Source organism: Kitasatospora sp. NBC_01300, assembly GCF_041435235.1.
Lineage (GTDB): Bacteria > Actinomycetota > Actinomycetes > Streptomycetales > Streptomycetaceae > Kitasatospora.
Genome location: NZ_CP108408.1, coordinates 837,727 through 861,092 on the forward strand (window position 1 = coordinate 837,727; position 23,366 = coordinate 861,092).

Below are 23,366 nucleotides of genomic sequence, written 5' to 3' on the forward strand. Positions count from 1 at the left end.
TCAACCCCCGCTTGCGGAGTCGCCGGCCCCCCGGAGCGGGGGGCCGGCGCGGCGTCACATCCAGACGAACGGCGCGCCCGCCGCGTAGGAGAGCGCGCGGGTCGCCTCCTCCAGGGCCTGCTCGGTGGTGAGCGCCGGGCCCGACGTGGTCGCGGCCGGGGTGGACGCGGTGCCGGGGCCTGGCGTGCGGGCGTCGCTGAGCCGGGAGCTCGCCACCGTCACGTAGTGCCCGACCGCCTCGACCCGCGGCTCGGCCGACTTGGGCCCGCCGGACGACGGCGCGGGGGCGGGGTTGGTGTCCGGAAGCATGAAGGCGAGCGCGCCGGGCTTGCCGCGCAGGGTGTCGGCGGCCCGGGTGGCGGCGGCCTGGTCGCCGAAGCGCAGGACGGTGACGCTGCTGAGCACCGGGCGGTCCTGGCCGGTGAAGCTGACGGTCAGGTAGGCCTGGCAGCCGGTGTCCTTGAGCAGTTCCTGGGTGCGGTCCTGCAGCACCTCGGTGCAGTTGCCGCCCTGCCGGATGCCGCCGCGCCGGGCCTTGTAGGCGCCGACCTCGACCGGGCGCTGGGGCGGGAAGAAGGTGTCCGCGTTGAGCCCCTCGGGGTCGGTGCGCGGCGGCGGGGTCCCCACCACCGGCGGCGTCCTGGCCGCGTCCTTGGTGGACGGGCCGAGCCCGGGTATGTAGTCGCCGGGCATCGGGCGGGTGATGATCCATCCGCCGGCGGCCACCACTCCCACCACGACGACCCAGCCCACCGCCCGGCGGGCCGTCAACCGCCTGCCCCTGCCGCCGCTCCGACTGCCGATCAGGTCCGTGCCCGCGCCGGCGGGGGCCCCGCCGGTCCGCCGCACTGCCTGGCCGTTCTGGCCCTCTCCCGGAGTCGGGGTGCGCTCCCCCTGCGTGGTCATGGCGCAGATTCTAAGCAACCGTCGGGTGGCGTGGATCACTGGGTGGGCGGTTGCCGGTCACCGCCGCGCGCGGGCGCCCGCGACCGTCCGGCGCGCGTACCGGCGACCGCCCCGCGCCGACCTCCCCGGCCCTTCGCCACAGCCACCTCCTACCGGCCGGTAACCTCCGATTCGCCCCGGCGTCAAGCTCGTGACCAGCGGCGACACCGTGAGCTTCGACACTGTGGCAAGTGGCACATCCTTCCGCCGATCTTCTGGCGGGTTCCCTCTGGCGCCATTCGAGCGCCACCAGGCAGGATCGGCCCCATGGATCTGCTCGATACCCTCACCGCCAAGGGCCTGCGCGGCGAAGTCCCGACCCGCGAGGAGGCGCTGGCCGTCCTCGCCACCACCGACGACGAGCTGCTGGACGTCGTCGCCGCGGCCGGCAAGGTCCGCCGGAGGTGGTTCGGCCGACGTGTGAAGCTCAACTACCTGGTGAACCTCAAGAGCGGGCTCTGCCCGGAGGACTGCAACTACTGCTCGCAGCGGCTGGGCTCCAAGGCCGAGATCCTCAAGTACACCTGGCTCAAGCCCGACCAGGCCGCCGAGGCGGCCCGCGCCGGGGTGGCCGGCGGCGCCAAGCGCGTGTGCCTGGTCGCCAGCGGCCGCGGCCCCACGGACCGCGACATCGACCGGGTCACCGACACCATGGCCGCCATCAAGGACGCCGACCCCGAGGTCGAGATCTGCGTCTGCCTCGGCCTGCTCTCCGACAACCAGGCGGAGCGGCTGAAGGCGGCCGGCGCCGACGCCTACAACCACAACCTCAACACCTCCGAGAAGACCTACGGCGACATCACCACCACCCACACCTACGCGGACCGGGTGGACACCGTGCAGAAGGCGCACGGCGCGGGCCTGTCCGCCTGCTCCGGCCTGATCGCCGGCATGGGCGAGAGCGACGAGGACCTGGTCGACGTGGTGTTCGCGCTGCGCGAGCTGGGCTCGGACTCCGTCCCGGTCAACTTCCTGATCCCGTTCGAGGGCACCCCGCTCGCCAAGGAGTGGAACCTCAGCCCGCAGCGCTGCCTGCGCATCCTGGCGATGGTCCGCTTCGTCAACCCGGACACCGAGGTGCGGATCGCCGGCGGCCGCGAGGTGCACCTGCGCTCGATGCAGCCGCTCGGCCTGCACGTCGCCAACTCGATCTTCCTCGGCGACTACCTGACCAGCGAGGGCCAGGCCGGGCAGACCGACCTCGACATGATCAAGGACGCCGGGTTCGAGGTCGAGGGCGCCGGCGAGGCCACCCTGCCCCGCCACCGCGCGGACGTCGCGGCGGCCGCCTCCTGCGGCACCGCGGCCTCGGCCTGCGGCAGCGGCGGCGGCTGCGGCCCGTGCGGCGGGCACGCGCACGCCCCGGCCGACGCCGCCGTCGCGGTCGACGCCGACGACGCCGCCTCGGACTCCTCGGGCACCTCGGACTCCTCGGGCACCTCGGGCGGCTCGGACGGCTCGGGCGGCTCGGACGGGGAGCTGCGCAGCGACCTCGTCAAGGTCCGGCTGCGCGGCGCCGGCACCGAACTCGCGCCCAATGCCTGATAGTTCATAGTTCTGGAGACTGACGCACCATGCCCCAGCTGTCCGCGGACACGCTGCTCGCCCTCGACCGCGCCCACGTCTGGCACCCGTACGGGCCGATGCCCGGCACCGCCACCCCGTACGTGGTCGAATCCGCCTCCGGGGTCCGGCTGCGCCTCGCCGAGCCCGTCGCGGGCGGGCGGCGCGAGCTCGTCGACGGGATGTCGTCCTGGTGGGCGGCCATCCACGGCTACCGGCACCCGGTGCTGGACGAGGCCGTGCGCGAGCAGCTGGGGCGGATGAGCCACGTCATGTTCGGCGGGCTCACCCACGAGCCCGCCGTCCGGCTGGCGGCGACGCTGGTCGAGATCACGCCCGAGCCGCTGCAGCACGTCTTCCTCGCCGACTCGGGCTCGGTGGCCGTCGAGGTCGCGATGAAGATGTGCCTCCAGTACTGGCAGTCCACCGGCCAGCCGGCCAAGCGTCGGCTGCTGACCTGGCGCGGCGGGTACCACGGCGACACCTTCCACCCGATGTCCGTCTGCGACCCGGACGGCGGCATGCACCACCTGTGGGGCGGGGTGCTGCCCGGGCAGCTGTTCGCCCCGCAGCCGCCGGCCGGGTTCGACGCCCCGCTCGACGCCGGGTACGCGGCCGAGTTCGAGGAGTTGATGGCCCGGCACGCCGACGAACTGGCCGCCGTCATCGTCGAACCGGTGGTGCAGGGCGCCGGCGGGATGCAGTTCCACTCCCCCGCCTACCTGCGGATGCTGCGCGAACTCTGCGACCGGTACGGGGTGCTGCTCGTCTTCGACGAGATCGCCACCGGATTCGGCCGCAGCGGCGCGCTGTTCGCCGCCGACCACGCGGGCGTCTCGCCGGACGTGATGTGCCTGGGCAAGGCGCTCACCGGCGGCTACCTGACCCTCGCCGCCGCGCTGTGCACCGGCGAGATCGCCGACGGCATCAGCCGCGGCGAGATGCCGGTGCTCGCGCACGGGCCGACCTTCATGGGCAACCCGCTGGCCTGCGCGGCCGCCAACGCCTCGCTGGAGCTGCTGCTGGGCCAGGACTGGGCGGTCGGGGTCAAGCGCATCGAGGCCGGGCTGGCCGACGGGCTCGCGGCCGCCGCCGGCCTCCCGGGCGTCCGGGACGTCCGGGTCCAGGGCGCCATCGGCGTCGTCCAGCTGGACCACCCGGTGAACGTCCCGGCGGCCACCGAGGCGGCCGCCCGGGCCGGCGTCTGGCTGCGACCCTTCCGGGACCTGATCTACACCATGCCCCCCTACGTGACGGAGGACGAGGACGTGGCACGCATCGCCGACGCCGTGACCGCTGCGGCGGTGGCCGGATGAGCACGCGGATCCTGTTCATGACGGGCACCAACACCGAGGTCGGCAAGACCGTCGCCACGGCGGCCGTCGCCTCGGCCGCGCTGCGGGCCGGCCTGCGGGTCGCGGTGCTCAAGCCCGGACAGACCGGGATCGCCCCCGGCGAGCCCGGCGATGCCGCCGAAGTCCGGCGCCTGGCAGGCGACCTGACGATCCGTGAGCTCGTCCGCTACCCGGAGCCGCTGGCGCCCGACACCGCCGCCCGGCGGGCCGGGATGCCCTTCCTCTCCCCCGCCGAGGTGGCCGCCGCCGTCGCCGAACTGGCCGCCACGCACGACCTGGTGCTGGTCGAGGGCGCCGGCGGGCTGCTCGTCCGCTACGACGACGAGGGCCGCACCCTGGCCGACCAGGCCCGGGCCGTCCTGGACGCCGGGCTGCCGGCCGAGGTCCTGCTCGTCGCCTCCGCCGGACTGGGCACGCTGAACATCGTCGCGCTCACGGCGGAGGCCCTGGCCGCCCGCCGACTCCCCCTCGCGGGCGTGCTCGTCGGCTCCTGGCCCACCGCCCCCGGGCTCGCCGAACGGTGCAACCTCGCCGACCTGCCGCGCTCGGCCGGCGCCCCGCTGCTCGGCGCCCTGCCGGAACGCGCCGCAGCCGCCGCGGACTTCGCTGACCTCGCCCTCGCCTCGCTCTCCCCCGAGCTGGGCGGCACCTGGGACGCGGAGCACTTCACGCACTCCCACCGGCCCGAACAGGCCCCGCTTCGCTCGAAGGGGTGATTCCGGCGCCCGAACCCTGGGTTCGGACGCTACGGGCTCAATACCGTTCCTCCCATGACAGACGGGATGACGGTAGACGAGTCTCTTCGGGCCCTGGCCGCCCTGGAGGCTGCGTGGAAGGACGACGACGAGGCGCTCTCCGCCCTCGCCGCGGGCGGTGCGGACGAGCGGTCGCTCCCGGCGCTGGTCGCCGCGTACGGCGAGCACGCGATGGACACCCTGATGGCCCTGGCCTTCGGCCTGCGGTCCACCATGAGCGACGAGGAGATCGCCGAACTCTCGGACGCGGTGAGCTCCAACATCGGCGCCCGGATGAGCGCCCTGCTCACCCAGTCCCTGAAGACCTGGGGCGCCCTCGCGCCCCGGGACGACCTGGCGGTGACCAAGGCCATCGCCCGCGCGGTGATCGACTCCATGCGCGCCGTGACCGAGGACCCGAGCCAGACCGAGGTCCTCCCCCTGCTGGCCACCTTCCGCACCTACGCCCTGAACAACCCCTGAGCCGCGGGGCGGTGCGGTGACGGGACGCCGGCCGGGCCGCCGTCGCGCCATCGCACCGCCGGGGTGGCGGCCGGGTGCTCCCGGTCGCCGCGGTGGCGTCCGGGAGCAGGGTCAACCGGCTGGCGCTCAGCCCCAGTTGCCGACCAGCGGCAGGTCGCCGGCGTTGCCGAAGCGGGTGCCGTAGGTGAGCAGGGTGCCTTCCTTGGCGGAGCCGTAGAAGGAGCGGTCGGTGGCGCGGTAGACGCCGGCGGTGTCGATGCCGGTGCCGTCCCAGTCGCCCTTGATCGGGGTGTCGCCGGGATTGCCGAACCTGTAGACGTGGTCGGCGTCGCCCGGGGTGTTGGTGTTGCGCAGGTAGAACATCTGGGTGTTCGGGTCGTAGGCGCCGATGGTGTCGGCGCCGCTGCCGCTCCAGTTGCCGACGAGCGGGGTCCAGCCGGGGTTGCCGTACTTGATCCCGATCGTGGGGTTCACGTTGTCGTTGCTCAGGTAGAAGGTCTGGTCACCGGGCCGGTAGACGCCGATGGTGCTGCGCCCCTGGCCGGTCCAGTCGCCGATCAGCGGGACGTCGCCCGGGTTGCCGTACGGGTACGTGGAGGTGGTGCCGTCGGCGTTGGGCAGGACGAAGGTCGCCGTCCCCCGGTGGTAGACGCCGACACGGTCGATGCCGGGGCCGTTCCAGTGGCCGGTGAGCGGGACGTCGTCCGGGCCGGTGAACAGGGCCGAGGTGCCGGAGGTCCCCAGGTGGACGTCGTTGTGGCTGTTCTCGCTGACGCTGCGGTCGCCGGGCCGGTAGACGCCGACGCCGGAGGCCGCCGGGGTGGGGATCATAGGGGATGCATGCGAACGGCCCCGGCGTGGTGGGGCGGGGTCGGATCGCGCCCACTTCGAGGGTTCGGTAAACCGAACGACCGGCGCGCGTCGGCGAACCGGACGGCGCTCAGTGGCCGGGCTGCGGCGCGGCCGCCTCGCCCTGGTCCGCCCGGTCCGCCCGGTCCGCCCGGTCCGCCCGGCCCGGCTGGCCCGCCTGCTCCCTTCGGCCTGCCTGGCACGGCTGGTCCGCCAGGTGCAGCCGCTGCTCCGCCCGGTGGTGCAGGAGCAGCACCGAGCGCACCGGCTCGCCGCCCAGCGCGGTGTACGCGTGCGGCAGCGAGGCGTCGAAGCCGACGTAGTCCCCCGGCCCGAGCTCGGTCTCGCACCCGTTCACCCGCACGCCCAGCCGACCCGCCTGCACGATGGTGTGCTCGGTGCCGACGTGGCCGCCGGAGTCCTGGGTGCCGCCGGGGCGCACCTGCTGGTCGTAGACCTCGAACACCGAGTCCCCGGCCTCGATCCGGCGCAGCGGGCGCAGGTCGACGCCCTCGCCGCTGAGCGCCTCGACGTCGGCGGCGCGCACCACGGTCAGCGCGCCGGCGGGCCGCCCGTCGACCAGGTCGGAGATCGGCACGCCGAGGATCCGGGAGAGCCCGAAGACCGTCTCCAGGGTCGGGTTGCCGGTGCCGGACTCCAGCTGGGAGAGCGTCGCCTTGCCGATCCCGGCCCGCCGGGACAGCTCGGAGAGCGACAGCCCGCGCTGGGCCCGGACGCGCTTCAGGTTGGCGGCGAGGACGCCCCGGACGGATCCCTCGGAGACGCTCACGCCTTCCCCCTTCTCTCCGGACAGTGTTCGATATACCGTACGGGACGTAGGCCGACGGATGGGCCAGCGTAGCGAAGCGCCTCGCATCCACCACCCTCACCAGGAGACCGCAGTGACCGAACCGGCCGAGACCATCAAGTACCGGAAGAACGGCCTCACCCGCGGGGTGACCGACGAGCTGGCCGAGCACATGAAGCAGGGCTGGGCCGACACCGAGCGCAGCGCCCTGGAGCCGATCCCGCAGGCCGCGCACACCGCCCGCCGCCGCGCCGAGCTGTCCGCGGCCTTCCCCGGCGAACTGCTGGTGATCCCGTCCGGCAACCCGAAGGTGCGGGCCAACGACACCGACTACCCGTTCCGCCCGTCCTCCGACTACGTCTACCTGACCGGCGACCAGTCCCAGGACGCCGTGCTGGTCCTGGAGCCCACCGGCGACACCGGCCACCGGGCCGCCGTCTACCTGCGCGACCGCTCCCGGACCGACAACGGCGAGTTCTGGCTGGACAACCACGGCGAGCTGTGGGACGGCCGCCGCAACAGCCTGACCGAGAGCGAGCGCCTGCTCGGCCTGCCCTGCCGGGACGTCCGCACCGTCCACGCCGATCTGCGCGCGGCCACCGGACCGGTGCGCGTGCTGCGCCGCCACGACGCGGGCGTGGAGCAGTCCCTCCAGGGCCGGGCCGACGCCGAGCGGGACGCGGAGTTCGAGGTCTTCCTGTCCGGACTGCGCCTGGTCAAGGACGAGTTCGAGATCGCCGAGCTGCGCTTCGCCTGCGAGGCCACCGCCCGCGGCTTCGAGGACGTCGTGCGCATCCTCGGCACCGACACCGAGACCCCCGAGCGGCTGATCGAGGGCACCTTCTTCGTCCGCGCCCGGATCGAGGGCAACGACGTCGGCTACGGCACCATCGCCGCGGCCGGCCCGCACGCCACCACCCTGCACTGGGTGCGCAACAACGGCCACGCCAAGCCCGGCGACCTCCTGCTGCTCGACGCCGGCGTGGAGACCAACCGGCTGTACACCGCCGACGTCACCCGCACCCTCCCGGTCAGCGGCCGCTTCACCGACCTGCAACGCAAGGTCTACGACGCGGTGTTCGCGGCACAGGAGGCCGGCATCGCCGCGGTGAAGCCCGGCGCCGACTTCCGCGACTTCCACCACGCCGCCCAGCGCGAACTCGCCGAACACCTCACCTCCTGGGGCCTGTTCGGCGACCTCACCGCCGACAAGGTGTACGAGCTGGGCCTGCACCGCCGCTTCACCCTGGCCGGCACCGGCCACATGCTCGGCCTCGACGTCCACGACTGCGCCCACTCGCGCACCGAGGAGCACGTCGACGGCCCGCTGAAGCCGGGCATGGTGCTCACCGTCGAGCCGGGCATCTACTTCCAGGAGAACGACCTGACGGTGCCCGAGGAGTACCACGGCATCGGCATCCGGATCGAGGACGACATCCTGGTCACCGAGGACGGCAACGAGAACCTCTCGGCCGGCCTCCCCCGCACCTCCACCGAGGTCGAGGCCTGGCTCGCCGAACTGCGCGGCTGAGCCCCGGAACGACAGCTGCGGCACCCGGGAGATCCCGGGTGCCGCACGGCGCGGTGCCGGGCGCCGGGCGCCGGGCGTCAGGCGTCAGGCGTCAGGCGTCAGGCGTCAGGCGTCAGAGTGTCGGCAGCGGTTCGTCGAGCCCCGGCTCGCGCCCCTCGGTCAACCAGAAGACGTAGCCCCGCAGGTAGTCCTCCAGCCCGTCGTCCAGGTACGCCGCGTACCCGCGCAACGCCTCGGGGTCGTTGCGCCCGTCGGTGTCGGCCAGTTCGGCGGCGATCCACTCCCGGACGGCGTCCCGCCCGTGCCACCACGCCCGGACGGTCTCCGGCGTCCAGTAGTCGTCGCCGTCGCAGTTGAAGCCGCCGATCGGCTCCATCTGGGCGACCCCGACGAGGGCCGCCAGCTCCCGGAAGTCGCCCGGCTGACGGTAGACGAACTCGCAGTGCTCCTCGCTGGAGAGGACGTGCGCGGGCAGGTAGAACGGCCCGTTGAGGCCGGTGTCCGTCATACCGGCGTAGAACGGCCCGGGCACGCCCAGCCGGCTCCGGTCCTCCCAGCGCCCGTCACCGACCCCGCCGCCGAAGAGCCGGACGGCCGACAGCGGGTCCCAGTACGCGACTTCGCCCCAGGGCCCGTCGGCGGGGTAGTTCAGCAGATCGCCGTGGAACCGCTCCAGTGACCTCTGGAGCCCTTCCTCGAAGGCCTCGTGGTCGAAGTCCGGCCGACGGAACCACCGCCTCAGCATTCGCATACGTCCCACGGTATCCGGCCGTCGCGCGCCCTCCCGCCGCCGGGACACGTCCCGGCGGGCTGCGGCTACTTCAGCTTCCCCAGCGCCGTCCCCACCCGCTGGACGGCGGCGACGACGTCCTCGGGCTGGCGGGCGGTGAAGCAGAGCCGGAAGAAGCCGGGCGCCGGGTTGTACATGGTGCCGCCCGGCAGCAGGGTGACCTCGGTGGGCTCTGCCATGAGGTACCTGAACAGCCGCTCCTCCTTCGGGTCGAGTCCGCTCGGCCCGGCGAGCGGCAGCCCGGCCACCTCCTCGTGACCGTGGACGGGGTGCTTGCCGAGGTACTTGGTGAGGTCGAGCCAGAAGAACTGGGCGGCGTTGTCACCGGGCCGGTGCACGTAGTCGATCCTGGCGGCGTCCAGGGCGTCCTTGACCCTCTCGAAGCTCGTCTTGAGCAGCGAGCGGTACTCCCGCATCGCGTAGGTGGTGTAGAGCTCGCCGCCCGGGCCGTTGGCGGGGGCGCTCAGCAGGTCCTGGATGACGTAGGTCTTCAGCGAGTCGAAGGGGCTGAACCAGGGCAGCGGGTGGGTGGGCTCGGCCGGGTCGTTGTTGCCGAGCATGGTGTTGCGCACGGCGGGGTTCCGGGAGATCACGAAGCCGGTGCGGAAGCCGGACAGGCCGAAGTCCTTGGCGAAGCCCCAGACCACGTGGATCCGGTCGGGCTGCTCCCGGTACGCCTTCAGGGCCAGCGCGCTGGTGAACTTCGTGGTGCTGCTGTCGAGTTGGGAGTGACAGTAGATCTCGTCCGAGATGATGTGCAGGTCGGTGTGGTGGAGCGCCCACCCGTAGATCTCGTCCAGCAGGGCCCGCGAGTAGTTCACGCCCAGCGGGTTGTGCGGGTTGGTGAGGACGAGCAGGCGCGGCGTGCGGCCGGCCGCCTTCCGGTCCTCGTAGGCCTTCTTGAGCAGGGGCAGGGTGAGCCGGTACCGCTCCTCCCCGGTGGTCGGCAGGTTCACCGGGACGCACCTGAGCCTGGGCCGTTCCTGGAAGGACCAGTTGAAGCCCTGCCAGTACGGCGCGGGGATCAGCACCTCGTCGCCGTCCCTGAGCGGCGGGCCGACCGGGTCGCGGCCCTTGAGCGCGAAGGCGATGCACTCCAGCGCGGACGAGACCCCGGCCACGCCGAACACGTCGCCCTCGTCGACCTCGGCGCCGAGCGCCAGGGTGAGCAGCTTGGCGACCGGCCGGCGCACCGCCAAGGTCCCGGCCGAGTCGATGTACTGGATGTACCGCTCGGGGATCAGCTGGATGTTGTCGAAGACCTTCTTCTTCATCGAGTGGTGGTAGAGCAGGACGTTCTCGGCGACGGACAGGTTGACCGCCCGGGGGGACGCCACGTGCTGGTGGAAGTAGGCGAGGGCCTGCTCCAGGTCGGTCATCCGGGTGAGCTGTTCGGCGGCCGCCTCGGGAGAGGCGAGGGTGCGGGTGTCGTCGGTCATGGCAGTCCTTCTCCGGGCTTCGCGGGGTGGGCTGGGAGGCGTGCCGGAACATGGTCGTTCGCACACGCATCGGCCCCAGCGGACCACGCCCCGGGCACGGCCGCCAGCGCTCGGCGCCCGTCCGGACGGGTGCGGGATCAGGCGGTCAGCGGCTTGACCCAGCGGCTCCACTGCGGTTCGGGGCGGTAGCCGGCGGCCTCCCAGGTGCGGTGGCCGAGGGCGTTGTCGTCCAGCACCATGGCGTCCGCTCGGCGGCCGCCGAGCGCGGCGAAGCGCGCCTCTGCGGCGGCGAGCAGGGCGGCGCCGATGCCCCGGCGGCGGTGGTCGGGGTCGACGGCGAGCCGGTAGAGGTGGCAGCGCCAGCCGTCCCAGCCGGCGATCACGGTGCCGAGGACGGCGGTCGGGTCGCCCACCGGGGTGGCGACGATCAGGCACTCCGGGTCCCGGGCGAGCAGCGCGGCCACGCCCGGGGCGTCGTCCGTGATGCTGGCGCCCTTCGCCGCCCGGGCCCAGAGGGCGAGCAGGGCGGGAATCTCGTCGGGGGTGGCGGTGCGCAGGGCGATCCCGTCGGGGGTGGCGGGGCGCGGGGCGATCCCGTCGGGGGCGGCAGTGCGCGGGGCGAACTCGTCGGTCATGGCGGCCTGTCTAGCAGGCGGTCCCGCCCGGCGGCCGGGAATTCCACAGCCTGGACGGACGGGCCGTCAGCCCAGCCGCCACACCGTGGTGGTCTTGACGGCGGTGTCCTCCAGGTCGGCGACGACCGGCACCTGGTAGGCGGCGAGCGCGGTGAACCGCTCCCGGGGCAGGTAGGCCCGGCCGGGGTCGCCGACGATGACGGTGGCGCCGCGCGCGGCGGCCCGTTCCAGGAAGGGCAGGAAGCGCGCGGCCATGGCCCGTTCGTAGAAGACGTCTCCGGCGAGCACCACGTCGGCCGGGGCGCCGTCGCCGTCCACCAGGTCCACCAGCGCGGCCTCCACGCGCACGCCGTTGGCCTCGGCGTTGAGGCCGATGGCGGCCACCGCGTAGGCGTCGATCTCGGCGGCGCGCACGGACGCGGCGCCGCTCAGCGCGGCCGCGACGCCGACCACCCCGCCCCCGGCGGCCACGTCGAGCACCACCCGCCCGGCCACCAGCTCGGGATGGTCCAGCACGTGGCGGGCGACGGCCACCCCGCCCGCCCAGGCGAACGCCCAGAACGGCGGCGGCAGTCCGACCTCCCCCCGCGCCCGCTCGGTGGTCTCCCACAGGGCGATCGCGTCCTCGGCCATGTGCAGGCCGACCTCGGGGACGAACGGGACGGGCTTCAGCTCGGTCTCGCGCCGGATGAAGGCGAGGTCGGCCTCCGACTGGTCGGCCTCCGGTTGATCGGCCTCCAACTGGCCAGCCTCCGCCTGGTCGGTCTCCGACGGGTGGGTCTCCGGCTGGTGGGTCTCCGGCTTGAGAGTGCGCAGCTCACTCGGCATCTCCGCAGCATAGGGCCCGCGCTGGGGTGCTCACGCCCGCCGCAGCTACTGGAGGCCGGCCGCGGAGCAGGCGGCGGCGTAGTCCGGCGTGCAGATCTGGGCGACGGTGAAGAGGCCGTCGGCGACCACGGTGGCCTTGATGTTGTCCTTGGTGAGCGCGACCGGAGCGATCAGGCCGGCCGGCACCTTGTCGCTGCTGCCGCTGGTCACCGTGGTCGGCACGAGGGCGCCGCCGAACTCCTGGCCGTAGGCGAGGTCGACGGCCAGTTGCGCGGCCACGTCGGCCTGCGACTTGAAGGGCTTGTAGACCGACATGGCCTGGGCGCCCGCCAGGATCCTTTGCACGCCGTCGAGTTGGAAGTCCTGGCCGGTCAACGGGACACTCAGGCCGGACGCCTCGGAACCGGACGCGTTGGGTTCGACCGCGGTGGGGGCGGCAGCGTTGGGGTCAGCCGCGTCGGGGGCAGCAGCGTCGGGGGCAGCAGCGTCGGGGGCAGCAGCGTCGGGATCGGCCGCGTCGGCGTCGGTGGCCGAGCCGTCGGTCGTGATCGTCCCGCCGCCGTCCGCCGTGCCGTCCACCGCCGCCGCGGCCTGGCCCCGCAGTTCGACGACCTTGCGGTTGTCGAAGGACACGTAGGCGTCGACCGGCCCCTGGGCGAGGCGGTCGTAGGCGACCACCCTGACGCCCGCGTCGTGCGCCTTCTGGATCGACGCCTGGATCGACTTGACGTCCACCGCGTCCAGGATCAGCACCTTGGCGCCCTTCTTCACGGCGGCGTCGATCTGGGTCTGCTGGACGGCGGCGTCCTGGCCGGCGTTGTAGTAGTCGACCTGCGCGTCCGGCGCCAGTTCCTTGATCCGCTTCTCGATCAGCGGCCGGTCGAACTGTTCGTAGCGGGTCGTCCTGGCCTCCGGCAGCAGCAGGGCTATCCGCCCGGCTCCCCTCCCGGCCGCGGCCGGGAGGGGAGCCGGCCCGCCGCCGGAGCCTCCGCTGGACGACTGCGACGCGCTGTCGCAGGACGCCGCGCCCAGGCCGAGGGAAATCGCTGCGGTCACCGCGAGGACGCGGCGCAGCCCGATGCTCATGAGGATGCCTTTCCGATTGGTTGGGTCCACCCCTCTTTCGTTCGAGTCTGGGAACCTTCGGCCGCGACCACGATCCCGGTGCGCCGAATGGGTCTCCGGCCTCCGTCGGCGGGTGTCCGTCAAAAGGCGTCCGCGAGGCGGAGGCTGGCGGGACGGCAGGCCGCGGGTCGGGGCCTGCGGCTGTGCGCGGCTGGACGCTCCACCACCCGACCGTCTACATTGCTGTAGACGTCGGAGGCGCAGGGCATCACCCCCCCCGGACAGCCCTACGCCTCCGGCCTCGCAGGCCCCACGCCCCCGGGACCCCACGCCCCCGGGCCGCAGGGCTGCGGGCCCCCGTCGGCCTCACTCCCGTTCGTCGACCACCCGTCGGATCTTCCCGACCGAGCGCTCCAGCGCATACGGCTCCACCACCTCGACCGCGACCGTGACGCCCACCCCGTCCTTCACCCCCCGGACGATCGCCTCCCTCGCCGCCGCCCGCTGCTCGGCCGGGGCGTCCGGCCGCGCCTCGACCCGGACGGTCATGTGGTCCAGCCGCCCCTGCCGGGTGAGCCGCAGCTGGAAGTGCGGCGCGACGCCCGGGGTCCGCAGCAGGACCTCCTCGATCTGGGTCGGGAAGACGTTCACCCCGCGCAGGATGATCATGTCGTCGCTGCGCCCGGTGACCTTCTCCATCCGCCGGAAGGCCGGCCGCGCGGTGCCGGGCAGCAGCCGACTGAGGTCGCGGGTGCGGTAGCGGATGACCGGCAGCGCCTCCTTGGTGAGCGAGGTGAAGACCAGTTCGCCGCTCGCGCCGTCGGACAGCACCTGGTCGGTGAACGGGTCCACGATCTCCGGGTAGAAGTGGTCCTCCCAGATGTGCAGCCCGTCCTTGGTTTCCACGCACTCCTGCGCGACGCCGGGGCCGACCACCTCGGAGAGGCCGTAGATGTCGACGGCGTGCAGGTCGAGCCGGTCCTCGATCTCGCGCCGCATCTCCTCCGTCCACGGCTCGGCACCGAAGATGCCGATGCGCAGCGAGGTGCTGCGCGGGTCGACGCCCTGCTTCTCGAACTCGTCGAGCAGGGTCAGCAGGTAGGAGGGGGTGACCATGATGATCTCGGGACGGAAGTCCTGGATCAGCTGCACCTGCCGGGCCGTCATGCCGCCGGAGGCCGGGATGACGGTGCAGCCGGCCCGCTCGGCGCCGTAGTGCGCGCCCAGGCCGCCGGTGAACAGCCCGTAGCCGTAGGCGATGTGCACCTTGTGCCCGGGCCTGCCGCCGGCCGCGCGGATCGACCGGGCGACCACGTCGGCCCACATCGACAGGTCGTGCTCGGTGTAGCCGACGACGGTCGGGCGCCCGGTGGTGCCGCTGGAGGCGTGGAGCCGGCGGACCCGCTCCATCGGGACGGCGAACATGCCGAACGGGTAGCCCTCGCGCAGGTCGGCCTTGGTGGTGAAGGGGAAGCGGGCCAGGTCGGCGAGGGTGCGGCAGTCCTCGGGGCCGACCCCGGCCGCGTCGAACTTGCGGCGGTACAGCTCGACGTTGTCGTACGCGTGGCGCAGGGTGGCCCGGAGGCGGGTGAGCTGGTGGGCGCGCAGCTCGTCGACGCCCATCCGCTCGCCGGCGTCCAGCAGAGCGGGCGGGATCGGCTCGCCCAGGCGCCGGGCGGGCTTCCCTCCGCAGGCGGGCTGCCCGGCGCGGGCGGGCTCGTCGCCGCGGCTGCCGGGTTCTTCCCCGCAGACGGGCTCCTCGCCGTACGGGCGCGGGGCGGGTGCGCTGCCGGTCATCGTCGCTCCTCCGCAGGTCGGCCGGGACGGGCGTGCCGACCGATCGTTCGGTCAGGACGACCCCCACGCCAAGTAACCCAGCGCCCGTACCGGCTGTCAAGGGGTCGCACACCGGATTCGGAATGCGAAGTTCCGACCACTTCGGGTGGAGATCGGACCCCCACCTTGGCTGTCCGATATGAAAATCATTACAGAAGTTTGACCCGTGCACGGCATCACCCGGCCCGACCACGTGGTTCAGTAGTGCGGCTTCTCCCCCGCACCCCGGAGTGATCACCGTGCCCACGACTCCAGCCCTGGTCAGCGCGCTGCGCGAACTCGGCGACCGACCCGCCGTCGTCGCCGACGGGCGCGCGATCAGCGGCATCGGCCTGCTGCTCGGCGTCTCGCCGCCGGGCGGCCTGCCCCGGGCCCTCGCCCAGCGCGTCGCCGCCCACGCCGCGCTGCCGCCCTCCGCCGCCCGCACCGCCGAACAGCGGCTGCGGCACTGGGCGGGCGTCCTCGGCCCGCCGCCCATCCGGCACACCGTGCTCCACCCCGCCACCGACCTCGCCGTCGAACTCGCCCTCGCCACCCTGCTCGCCGGCGGCACCGTCCACTGCGGCGACCCCCGGCAGGACCCCGAGCAGCAGCTCGTCGACCTCGCCGCCAGCGGCACCACCCACCTCAGCCTGCCCTCCACCCTGCTGTGGAGCCTCAGCCGCCGCCCCGACCTGGCCGACCACGACCTCGGCGCCCTGCGGCTCGTCCTGCACGTCGGCCCCGAACCGCGACAGGACGACGTGTACGCCGCCGTCGACGCGCTCGGCGCCGTCCTCGCCCACGTCCGCGCCCCGCACAGCCACGCCGAAGCCGCCGACCGGCGACTGCGCACCGCCGCCGACGCCGCCGACGCCATCGCCTGGAAGCACGCCATAGGCGTCACCGCCGAACAGGTCCAGGCCTTCGGCACCCACCTCGACCACGCCGTACTGTCCGCGCTGCTGCTGACCCTCCAGCAGAGCGGCGTCCTCACCGACCCCGAGCGCGGGCACACCGAGGCCGAGATCCTCGCCGCCGCCCTCGTCACGCCCGCCCAGCGGCCCCGGGTCGGCCGCTGGCTCGACGCGCTCACCCGGCACGGCCTGATCACCCGGCACGACGACGTCCACTACGGCCGACCCGAACTCACCGCGGCCGAGGTCCGGGAGGCCTGGCGGCCCGCCGTCGAGGCCTGGAACGACGGACTCGGCCCGGTCGCCACCCTGGACCGGGTCCGACGCGGCGCACTACGGCTGCCCCGGCTGATCACCGGCGAGGAGGCCCCCCGCCCGGCCGCCGCCCCGATCCGTTGGACGGCCGCCCGCGGCTACCTCGGCGCCGCCCTCGGCGCGCTGGTCCGCGGCCTCGCCGAGACCCACGACGGGCCGCAGCCGCTGCGCATCCTCGAACTCGGCCAGGACGACGCCGACTCCACCGTCACCCGGGCCCTCGCCGCCCGGCCCCGCCCCGGCGCCGACCACCACCAGCTGCCCGACGGCGGCCGCTACGACCTCGTCGTCGCCACCGTGACCGGCCACCCGGACGCCGTCGTCCCGGAGCTGGTCGACCAGCTCGCGCCCGGCGGGCAACTGCTGCTGCTCGCGCCCACCGGCGAACAGCTCGACCTGTTGATCACGGGGGACGCCGAGGCCCGCACCGACTCCCCGGCCTTCCCCGCCGCCGCTGTCCGCCCTGGCGCTCCCGTCTCCTCGGTCCCCGCCGCTGCCATCCCGGTCCCGGTCCCGGTCCCCGCCGCCCCCGGCTTCCCCACCGCCCCCGGCTTCCCCGCCTTCCCGGCGCTCCCCGCCGAGCGCTGGCGGGCCGCCCTCACCGCCGCCGGCTGCCCGACCGTCCTCGCGCTGCCCGAGGACGGGCACCCGATGGGACTGCTCGGGCAGCGACTGTTCGCGGCGCGGATGCCCTGAGCCGCCGCTACCATCGGGCCGTGCCCGACTCCCCCGTGCGGTTCCCGCAGCGCCTGCCGTCCTTGCGCCCCTTCCAGCCCCAACGGCGGCCGCGGTCGCTCCGGTCCAAGGCCTCCCTGGCATCCCTGGCCTCCCTGGCCTCCGTCTGCTCGATCGCCTCCGTCGGGTCCGTCGGCTCGGTGCTGTCGATCGGCTCGGCCGGCTCCGTCCTCTCGATCGGGTCCGCCGGCAGCGTCCTGTCCCTCGGGTCGGCCGGCTCCGTGCTCAGCGCCCTGTCGGCCGGCTCCCGGCTGAGCCTCGGCTCGCTGTTCTCCGCCCGTTCCCGCTGGTCGGTACGGTCCCGGCGGCCCGGCGGCGGGCGGCCCGTGGCCGGGCCGTGAAGCCCGGCTCGTGCACCGCCACCCGATGCGTACCATTTCGATACCGAAGCCTGGATGAGCTGCGAGGATTCTCGCCCAGCGGGCCCACCCCCGGGTAGGCTCCGCTTGTCCTCCGGCCCTGGCGCAGGCGGCCCCGCGCCGCCGTGCCGCGTTCCGGGGGTGGCACACCCCCGCGGGCCATTCGGTGGGCACCGCGCACTCGACACCGCGCGCCAGGGCAGTCGCGCGAACGGCGAAGGGCATCGCATTGGCGGATCGGCTCACCGGAGGAGACTCCTCGCTGCTGCGGCGGATCAACGCGGCGGTCACGCTTCGGGCGCTGCGGACCGGCCACTCCGTGACCCTCACTCAGCTCGTCGGCGAGACCGGGCTCTCCCGCCCGACCGTCGAGGGCGTCATCGAGGGTCTGGTCGAAACCGGGCTGGTCGCCGAGGTCGACCAGCCCAAGGAGGACGGCCAGCCCGGCACCGGCCGGCGCGGCCGACCGGCCCGCTGGTTCCGCTTCCGCGCCGAGGCCGGGCACATCCTCGGCATCGAGGTCGGCGTGCACGACATCCACGTCATCCTCGCCGACCTCACCGGCGAGGTGGTGGGCAGTCACTTCAAGCCGGTCGACGAGACCCTGGACGCCGAGGACCGGCTCGCCGCCGTCCGCACCGCCGTCGCGGAGGTCCTGCGCAAGGCCGGCATCTCCCGCGACAACCTCTGGGCCGTCGGCATCGGCACCCCCGGCATCGTCGACCGCGACGGCACCATCCAACTCGGCACCGCCATGCCCGGCTGGACCGGCCTCGACCTCGGCGCCCGGCTGCGGCGCTCCTTCCGCTGCCCCGTCCTGATCGAGAACGACGCCAACCTCGCCGCCATCGCCGAACACTGGCAGGGCGCGGCGGTCGGCGCCGGCGACGTCGTCTTCGTCATGGCCGGCCTCAGCCCCGGCGCCGGCTCCCTCATCAACGGCAGACTGCACCGCGGCTACGGCGGGGCGGCCGGCGAGATCGGCGCCCTCCACCTGCTCGGCCAGGAGGTCACCCCCGAGCGGCTCCTCTCCACCACCGGCAAGCCGCTCAACCCGCTCGACGAGGCCGCCGTCGCCCGCGTCCTGCGGCTCGCGCGGGAGGGCGACGAGGTCGCGAAGGTCGCCATGGACCGCTTCCTCACCCGCCTGGTCCAGGGCGTCGCCGCGCTCGTCCTCGCCATCGACCCGCAGCTCGTCGTGATCGGCGGCTGGGCGGCCGGCCTCGACGGCGTCCTGGAACCGCTGCGCGAGCGCCTCGCCCAGTTCACCCTCCGCGCGCCCGAGGTGGCACTCGCCGCGCTCGGCTCCGAGGTCGTGGCGATGGGCGCGCTGCGCGTCGCCCTCGACCACGTCGAGGACCAGCTGTTCGCCGTCGACCCGCCGACCACCGGCAACGGCCGCGCCTGACGGGCCCGGACCGCCCCGCCCTGGGTTGAACCCGGGGCGGGGCGGTCCGGACTCGGCTCCGCCCTGACAACTCCGCCCCGACAACTCCGCCCGCACAACGGCCGAGGCCCGGACGCCAGTCGGGCGTTCGGGCCTCGGTCTGAGGGTGTCGGAAAAGTGGTTCAGGAGGCGGTGCGGACCTCGGCCGCAGCGCCGACCGGGGTGACCTCGACCAGCCCGGTCGAGCCGAAGGTCAACTTGCAGGTGTCGGCCCGGTAGGTGGCGACGGCGAGCGCCACCAGGCGGCCGGCCGACGCGTACTGGGTGGTCATCACCAGCACCGGCGAACCGGGCGGGCGCTCCAGCAGGGCGGCCTCGTCGGCCTCGGCGACACCCAGCTCGACCGCGCGGGACTCGCCGTCCACCTCCAGCCGCTCCAGCTGGCGCAGCACCGAGCGGGCCCGGTCGCTCTCGGCCCGGAAGCCGGGCAGGTGCGGCAGCGCGGCGGCCGGCACGTGCAGCGACTCGGTGGCCACCGCCCGGCCCTCCACCAGGCGCACCCGGCGGACGGTGTGCACGGTGGCGCCCTCGGCGATGCCGAGGCCCTTGGCCAGCTGCGCCGGGGCGGGAGCGGTGGTGCAGTCGACCGTCCGCCAGGCGTGGTTGCGGCCGACGCCGGGCCAGCCCTCCTCCTGCCGGTTGACCGGGACGCCGACCCGCGGGGCGGCGATCAGGGTGCCGATCCCCCGGCGACGCACCAGGCGCCCCTCCAGCTCCAGCTGGTCGAGGGCCTGCCGCAGGGTCGCCCGGGCGACCCCGAAGCGGGCGGAGAGCTCGCGCTCGTTGGGCAGGACCTGGCCGGTGGAGAACTCCGAGTCGATGGCCCGCAGCAGCACCGTGCGCAGGTGCCAGTACTTCGGTTCCGGCACCGCCGAAAGCTGTCCAGTCGTCCCCACCGTGTCCTCCACCCTGCTTCGTCCACCCTGCGGTAAGGAGGTCGGATCCCGGGCCCGCTGTCCGCGGATGCGGCAGGTGGGAGAGCGGGCTTTTATCCGTCCTTCTTTATTAAAGGTCTTTGCAGTAAGCGACCCTAGGGGCATCGTCCGGAGATGGTCAAGACCAATGGCGCGGCTTGGTGCGACTGTCGCACACATTCATGCCGCGTTCACGTCATCCCGCGGCGGCGCGCGTCACGCTTCGGCGCAGGCCCCGGCACTCGGTAGGCTGCCCGGGTGATCGTGGTGACGAGTGTGAACGTGAACGGAATCCGGGCGGCGGCCAAGAAGGGCTTCGTCGAGTGGCTGGCCGGCACCGAGGCGGACGTGGTCTGCCTCCAGGAGGTGCGCTCCGAGCCGGAGCAACTGCCCGTCGAACTGCGCGACCTCGACGGCTGGCACGCGGTCTGGGCCCCGTCCGTCGCCAAGGGCCGGGCCGGCGTCGCCGTCCTGTCCCGCCAGGAGCCGCAGCGGACCGTCATCGGATTCGGGTCCGAGGAGTTCGACGACACGGGCAGGTACGTCGAGATCGACCTGCCCGGGCTGACCGTAGCCAGCCTCTACCTCCCCTCCGGCGAGGTCGGCACCGAACGCCAGGACGAGAAGGAACGCTTCATGGCGGAATTCCTCGTCCACCTCACCGCCCTCCGCACCCGCGCCGCCGCCGACGGCCGCGAGGTCGTCGTCTGCGGCGACTGGAACATCGCCCACCGCCCCGAAGACCTCAAGAACTGGAAGGCCAACCAGAAGTCCGCCGGCTTCCTCCCCGAAGAACGCGCCTGGCTCTCCCGCGTTTACGACGAAGCCGGCTACGTCGACGTCGTCCGCACCCTCCACCCCGACCGCACCGGCCCCTACTCCTGGTGGTCCTACCGCGGCCGCGCCTTCGACAACGACTCCGGCTGGAGGATCGACCTCCAGGTCGCCACCCCGGGCCTCGCCGCCAAGGCCGTCGAGGCCTACGTCGAGCGAACTACCACCCACACCGAGCGCTGGAGCGACCACGCGCCCGTCACCGCCGTGTTCGATCTGAACAACTAGGCGGCAGAAACCGGTAGTTCGACAGAATCAAGAGGCGGCCCCGACGCAGGGCATTCCACACGTCGGGGCTTCCTCTCGGTAGCACATACGCCAGCGGCGAAGGAAGTCGCACGGCACTCCCGGAGTGGATTTTTCAGCAAAGCGATTCACGTGACCGCCCGGTACGGCAGCAGGGCTCGGACCGCGCGTCGCGGTCCGAGCCCTGCCCCCGTGCGGTGCCGCGCTGCGGCGGCGGTGCGTCAGCCCTGTACGGTGTCGCCGCCCGCTTGCCCGGCGCCCTCAGCCGTTCCTGCCTTCTCGCGCATCTTGCGCACCAGCTCCGCCTTCTGGTCGGCTGCACCCTGCCGGTCGAGGTTGCGGTGCGGACCGTTGTTCTGCCGTTCGGCGCGGGACTGCCTCTTGCGCTGGCCGCCGCCCATGCCCACGGGGTTGTTGATGTTCTTGCTCACGGTCGTGGGTTCTCCCGGTGGTGAAGTGAAGTGAAGTGATCTACGGATTCATCGGTGGGGGACGGGCGGCGACATCGAAGGACGTCAGCAGGGGCCCATCACGCGCTCACTCGTAAGTCTGGAAGAACATGGCAAAGACGTTACCCGGTTCCGTCGGCCCTGAACACCAGCCAACGGCAAGCCTTGGACCAGAGTCACCACGTTCAAGAAGGAGAAGCACCCGGGACAGCATGCGCAGCGGGGCAGGGTGTACCGGCGGTGCGGGTGCAAGGACGGGCACGGGAAGCAGTTGGGTGCCTGGTATGTGCGGTTGCTGAAGGATACGGAGCACGGGTCCGAGCGGGCGGAGGGCAAGGGTCGCCGGCCGCCGGTGGCCGTCACCCCCGCTGGGTGACGGCCACCGGACAGGGCTCACACCGTGGTGACTAGCACGGCCAGGGCGTGGTGACGTGGCCCGTCACGGTGTCCACCGCCACCGTCCTGCCCTCGCTGGGAATGCAGAAGTAGTAGGTGGGATGCGGGTTCTGCACGACGGGCTCATTGAGGTACAGGGGCTTGAACGCGCCGGTGTGCCCGGCCTTGACGGCCAGATCGTGGGCCTGGACCTCCGTCATGGTGAACGGGGAGATGGCCTGGATCCCGATCGGGACGCTCCACGGCTGCGTGCTCTGGTACTGACCGGTGGTCGAGTACTTGTACTCGAAGGACGGCTCCGAGCCCTTGGCCCGGAAGCGGATCCACCAGGCCTGGACGTCATTGGGGTTGGTCGTGGGTGTCAGCAGGACGGCGTCCGCGTCGTAGAACTGCGAGCCGGGGTGCTCCTGCTGCGCCTTCACCTTGGCCTCCCGCACGATCTGTGTGAGCGGGAGATGGGGTGCCGCGCTGGCGGTGGACGGGGCGATCGGCAGCAGCGACAGGGCCGTGGCCGTCGCGGCGAGCCCGATCCGTGCCCGAAGGCGGCGGCGTGATGTCCGGCACCCGTTCAGTGCGGGTGTCGCGGGCGTGCGGGCGGTGCGCGTGGTGTTCATGTCCTTCATCTCCTTCGACCCGGACCCTGCGTGGTCACGGTGGAAGTCGACTGCCGGGTTCGGCGTGAGCGGTGGCCGACGGGCGAGAGGTCCTCGGCCGGGCTCCGCGGGGATTCAGCCTCCCCGGGTCCAACGGTAGGAAGGTCTCCGGGCGCCGTCTCCTGGCCGTCATCCTCGCTGAGCCGAACAGGCGAACCTCTCACCCGGAGCGATGCCCGTCCGGGGTTTCGCCGCGCGGTCCCGGCCGATGGGCCCGATCCTATGCCGCTCCTTGATCATCGCTGACTGTCACAAGGTGGTGACACGATCTTCTCGAAGCAGGCGTCCCAGCCGACGAGCCTGTAGATCGTCCTTCAGGCTGCGCTCCACCCACTCCAGGGCGATGTAGTACCGCTCCAGAACCGGGTCCCAGCCCGACTCCAGCATCCGCACGATATGAGGGTGCTCGACAGCTTTGAGTGCGGCGGTCTCCCGCTCCAGGAAGACCTTGATGATTTCGTCGTCGCGCCGCTTGAGTAACTTGGTCGCCGCGAACTGCCTGTCACTGTCGCTGTTTGCCGTGTCGACGGCCTTTCGCACCTTCGACAGACCGCCGCTGCGCGCACTGTCGCCCACCAGCAGGAAGCGATCGTCGATCACATGTGGTCCCACACATGCTCCTCGTCCAGCACCGGCGTCAACTACCGGTCCGGCCATCCTGCCGGCCCAGGACTCCTCGGTTTGATGATTCGGCAGATCCGGGCTTGATCGAGGCCAACTCCTCGATGACTACAGCGCCCGACGCTCGACCAACTTATCGCTTGTCTTCGGCTTGTTGGGGCGAGCTGTAGCCGAGGCCGTGGTCGACGGCGAGCGCAGGATCTTGCCCACACTCGTCGGGTTCCAGTGGTTCGACGGAGGCGTCTTGCGCTTGCTCGAGTACGTGTCGCCCTGGTTCTCGTAGGCGTGGGTCGCCGGGGTGTCGAAGCCGGCGGCTTCCAGCACTGCGGCGATCATCCACTGGCTCTGCCCCTCCAGAAGGAGCTTGCCCATGTAACGGACCGTGGACCTTTTACGTGTTCGACGTGAACAACTGACCTACGGGCAAGACCGTTTGACCACTCCGAAAGTGGTCGCGGTGTGCGGCACGCCGCACACCGCGACCAACTCCCGACAGCAGCCGAGCTGCCGACAAGGATCTGAAAATCGGCCCCGCGCGTGCGGGGCCGACGGCGGCAGAGGCGGAAGGTCGCCCCGCTGGGTGCGGGGCCGGTGCGCGACAGGCCGGGGTGAGTCGAGCGGTGTCGGGGCGGTCCCGGCT

At 72.9% G+C, this 23,366-nt stretch carries 23 protein-coding genes; 9 read left to right on the top strand and 14 right to left on the bottom strand.

Features of this window, described 5'->3' with window-relative positions; all coding sequences use genetic code 11:
* Nucleotides 1-54 precede the first annotated feature (54 nt).
* A complete protein-coding gene (locus OG556_RS03665; protein WP_371515820.1) occupies nucleotides 55-906 on the bottom strand; it encodes a hypothetical protein in 852 nt (283 codons plus the stop codon).
* 306 nt (nucleotides 907-1,212) lie between these two features.
* Here OG556_RS03665 and bioB point away from each other — a divergent pair, with 306 nt between their 5' ends.
* The 4 genes from bioB to OG556_RS03685 are packed head-to-tail and all read left to right on the top strand — an operon-like array spanning nucleotide 1,213 to nucleotide 5,080.
* On the top strand, nucleotides 1,213-2,490 hold the full coding sequence (bioB, locus tag OG556_RS03670; RefSeq protein ID WP_371515821.1) for a biotin synthase BioB: 1,278 nt from the start codon (nucleotides 1,213-1,215) through the stop codon (nucleotides 2,488-2,490).
* A 29-nt stretch (nucleotides 2,491-2,519) separates the two neighbouring features.
* The gene (locus tag OG556_RS03675) at nucleotides 2,520-3,824 is read left to right on the top strand and encodes an adenosylmethionine--8-amino-7-oxononanoate transaminase (protein ID WP_371515822.1); all 1,305 of its coding nucleotides are present in this window, start codon (nucleotides 2,520-2,522) and stop codon (nucleotides 3,822-3,824) included.
* Entirely contained in the window at nucleotides 3,821-4,579 is a 759-nt protein-coding gene (bioD, locus tag OG556_RS03680) for a dethiobiotin synthase (RefSeq protein ID WP_371515823.1), read from the top strand. Before OG556_RS03675 ends, bioD begins: the two co-directional genes overlap by 4 nt.
* Nucleotides 4,580-4,633: 54 nt before the next feature.
* Nucleotides 4,634-5,080 (top strand): hypothetical protein, encoded by a 447-nt coding sequence (locus tag OG556_RS03685; RefSeq protein ID WP_371515824.1) that lies wholly within the window; start codon nucleotides 4,634-4,636, stop codon nucleotides 5,078-5,080.
* A gap of 126 nt (nucleotides 5,081-5,206) precedes the next feature.
* Here the strand turns inward: OG556_RS03685 and OG556_RS03690 are convergent, their stop codons facing one another.
* Together OG556_RS03690 and OG556_RS03695 are read right to left on the bottom strand one after the other, a co-directional pair.
* Nucleotides 5,207-5,911, bottom strand: coding sequence for a hypothetical protein (locus OG556_RS03690; RefSeq protein ID WP_371515825.1), 705 nt, complete (start codon nucleotides 5,909-5,911; stop codon nucleotides 5,207-5,209).
* Nucleotides 5,912-6,020: 109 nt separating this feature from the next.
* Nucleotides 6,021-6,719 (bottom strand): helix-turn-helix domain-containing protein, encoded by a 699-nt coding sequence (locus tag OG556_RS03695; protein WP_371515826.1) that lies wholly within the window; start codon nucleotides 6,717-6,719, stop codon nucleotides 6,021-6,023.
* Nucleotides 6,720-6,777: 58 nt separating this feature from the next.
* Between OG556_RS03695 and OG556_RS03700 the strand changes: the two genes are divergently transcribed.
* The gene (locus tag OG556_RS03700; RefSeq protein WP_371515827.1) at nucleotides 6,778-8,268 is read left to right on the top strand and encodes an aminopeptidase P family protein; all 1,491 of its coding nucleotides are present in this window, start codon (nucleotides 6,778-6,780) and stop codon (nucleotides 8,266-8,268) included.
* 112 nt (nucleotides 8,269-8,380) lie between these two features.
* Here the strand turns inward: OG556_RS03700 and OG556_RS03705 are convergent, their stop codons facing one another.
* The 6 genes from OG556_RS03705 to paaK all read right to left on the bottom strand — a co-directional run bounded on the left by OG556_RS03705 (nucleotide 8,381) and on the right by paaK (nucleotide 14,648).
* Nucleotides 8,381-9,019, bottom strand: coding sequence for a hypothetical protein (locus OG556_RS03705; RefSeq protein WP_371515828.1), 639 nt, complete (start codon nucleotides 9,017-9,019; stop codon nucleotides 8,381-8,383).
* A gap of 65 nt (nucleotides 9,020-9,084) precedes the next feature.
* Nucleotides 9,085-10,497, bottom strand: a complete 1,413-nt coding sequence (locus tag OG556_RS03710; protein WP_371515829.1) for a pyridoxal phosphate-dependent aminotransferase — start codon at nucleotides 10,495-10,497, stop codon at nucleotides 9,085-9,087.
* Nucleotides 10,498-10,634: 137 nt separating this feature from the next.
* Nucleotides 10,635-11,132: a GNAT family N-acetyltransferase gene (locus OG556_RS03715; RefSeq protein ID WP_371515830.1), complete on the bottom strand. Its 498-nt coding sequence runs from the start codon at nucleotides 11,130-11,132 to the stop codon at nucleotides 10,635-10,637.
* 66 nt (nucleotides 11,133-11,198) lie between these two features.
* A complete protein-coding gene (locus OG556_RS03720; protein ID WP_371515831.1) occupies nucleotides 11,199-11,960 on the bottom strand; it encodes a methyltransferase in 762 nt (253 codons plus the stop codon).
* 45 nt (nucleotides 11,961-12,005) lie between these two features.
* Nucleotides 12,006-13,046, bottom strand: coding sequence for a substrate-binding domain-containing protein (locus OG556_RS03725; RefSeq protein ID WP_371515832.1), 1,041 nt, complete (start codon nucleotides 13,044-13,046; stop codon nucleotides 12,006-12,008).
* Nucleotides 13,047-13,391: 345 nt separating this feature from the next.
* Complete coding sequence (gene paaK, locus OG556_RS03730) at nucleotides 13,392-14,648, bottom strand: phenylacetate--CoA ligase PaaK (RefSeq protein WP_371522556.1); 1,257 nt, start codon at nucleotides 14,646-14,648, stop codon at nucleotides 13,392-13,394.
* 452 nt (nucleotides 14,649-15,100) lie between these two features.
* On the opposite strand from paaK, the gene OG556_RS03735 reads away from it, so the two are divergent.
* From OG556_RS03735 to OG556_RS03745, 3 genes are all read left to right on the top strand, one after another.
* The gene (locus tag OG556_RS03735) at nucleotides 15,101-16,768 is read left to right on the top strand and encodes a hypothetical protein (protein ID WP_371515833.1); all 1,668 of its coding nucleotides are present in this window, start codon (nucleotides 15,101-15,103) and stop codon (nucleotides 16,766-16,768) included.
* A gap of 20 nt (nucleotides 16,769-16,788) precedes the next feature.
* On the top strand, nucleotides 16,789-17,148 hold the full coding sequence (locus OG556_RS03740) for a hypothetical protein (RefSeq protein WP_371515834.1): 360 nt from the start codon (nucleotides 16,789-16,791) through the stop codon (nucleotides 17,146-17,148).
* 247 nt (nucleotides 17,149-17,395) lie between these two features.
* Nucleotides 17,396-18,574, top strand: coding sequence for an ROK family protein (locus OG556_RS03745; RefSeq protein WP_363586694.1), 1,179 nt, complete (start codon nucleotides 17,396-17,398; stop codon nucleotides 18,572-18,574).
* Nucleotides 18,575-18,735: 161 nt separating this feature from the next.
* Here OG556_RS03745 and OG556_RS03750 read toward each other — a convergent pair whose 3' ends face one another.
* On the bottom strand, nucleotides 18,736-19,509 hold the full coding sequence (locus OG556_RS03750; protein WP_371515835.1) for a GntR family transcriptional regulator: 774 nt from the start codon (nucleotides 19,507-19,509) through the stop codon (nucleotides 18,736-18,738).
* 285 nt (nucleotides 19,510-19,794) lie between these two features.
* Between OG556_RS03750 and OG556_RS03755 the strand changes: the two genes are divergently transcribed.
* Complete coding sequence (locus OG556_RS03755) at nucleotides 19,795-20,589, top strand: exodeoxyribonuclease III (protein ID WP_371522558.1); 795 nt, start codon at nucleotides 19,795-19,797, stop codon at nucleotides 20,587-20,589.
* A 239-nt stretch (nucleotides 20,590-20,828) separates the two neighbouring features.
* Here the strand turns inward: OG556_RS03755 and OG556_RS03760 are convergent, their stop codons facing one another.
* The 4 genes from OG556_RS03760 to OG556_RS03775 all read right to left on the bottom strand — a co-directional run bounded on the left by OG556_RS03760 (nucleotide 20,829) and on the right by OG556_RS03775 (nucleotide 23,098).
* Nucleotides 20,829-21,038: a DUF6243 family protein gene (locus OG556_RS03760; protein WP_063352004.1), complete on the bottom strand. Its 210-nt coding sequence runs from the start codon at nucleotides 21,036-21,038 to the stop codon at nucleotides 20,829-20,831.
* Between the two features lie 425 nt (nucleotides 21,039-21,463).
* Nucleotides 21,464-22,066 carry a hypothetical protein gene (locus tag OG556_RS03765; protein WP_371515836.1) on the bottom strand — a complete coding sequence of 201 codons (603 nt, stop codon included), beginning with the start codon at nucleotides 22,064-22,066 and terminating at the stop codon, nucleotides 21,464-21,466.
* A gap of 288 nt (nucleotides 22,067-22,354) precedes the next feature.
* On the bottom strand, nucleotides 22,355-22,705 hold the full coding sequence (locus OG556_RS03770; protein ID WP_371515837.1) for a hypothetical protein: 351 nt from the start codon (nucleotides 22,703-22,705) through the stop codon (nucleotides 22,355-22,357).
* Between the two features lie 129 nt (nucleotides 22,706-22,834).
* Nucleotides 22,835-23,098: a hypothetical protein gene (locus OG556_RS03775; protein WP_371515838.1), complete on the bottom strand. Its 264-nt coding sequence runs from the start codon at nucleotides 23,096-23,098 to the stop codon at nucleotides 22,835-22,837.
* Nucleotides 23,099-23,366 lie beyond the last annotated feature (268 nt).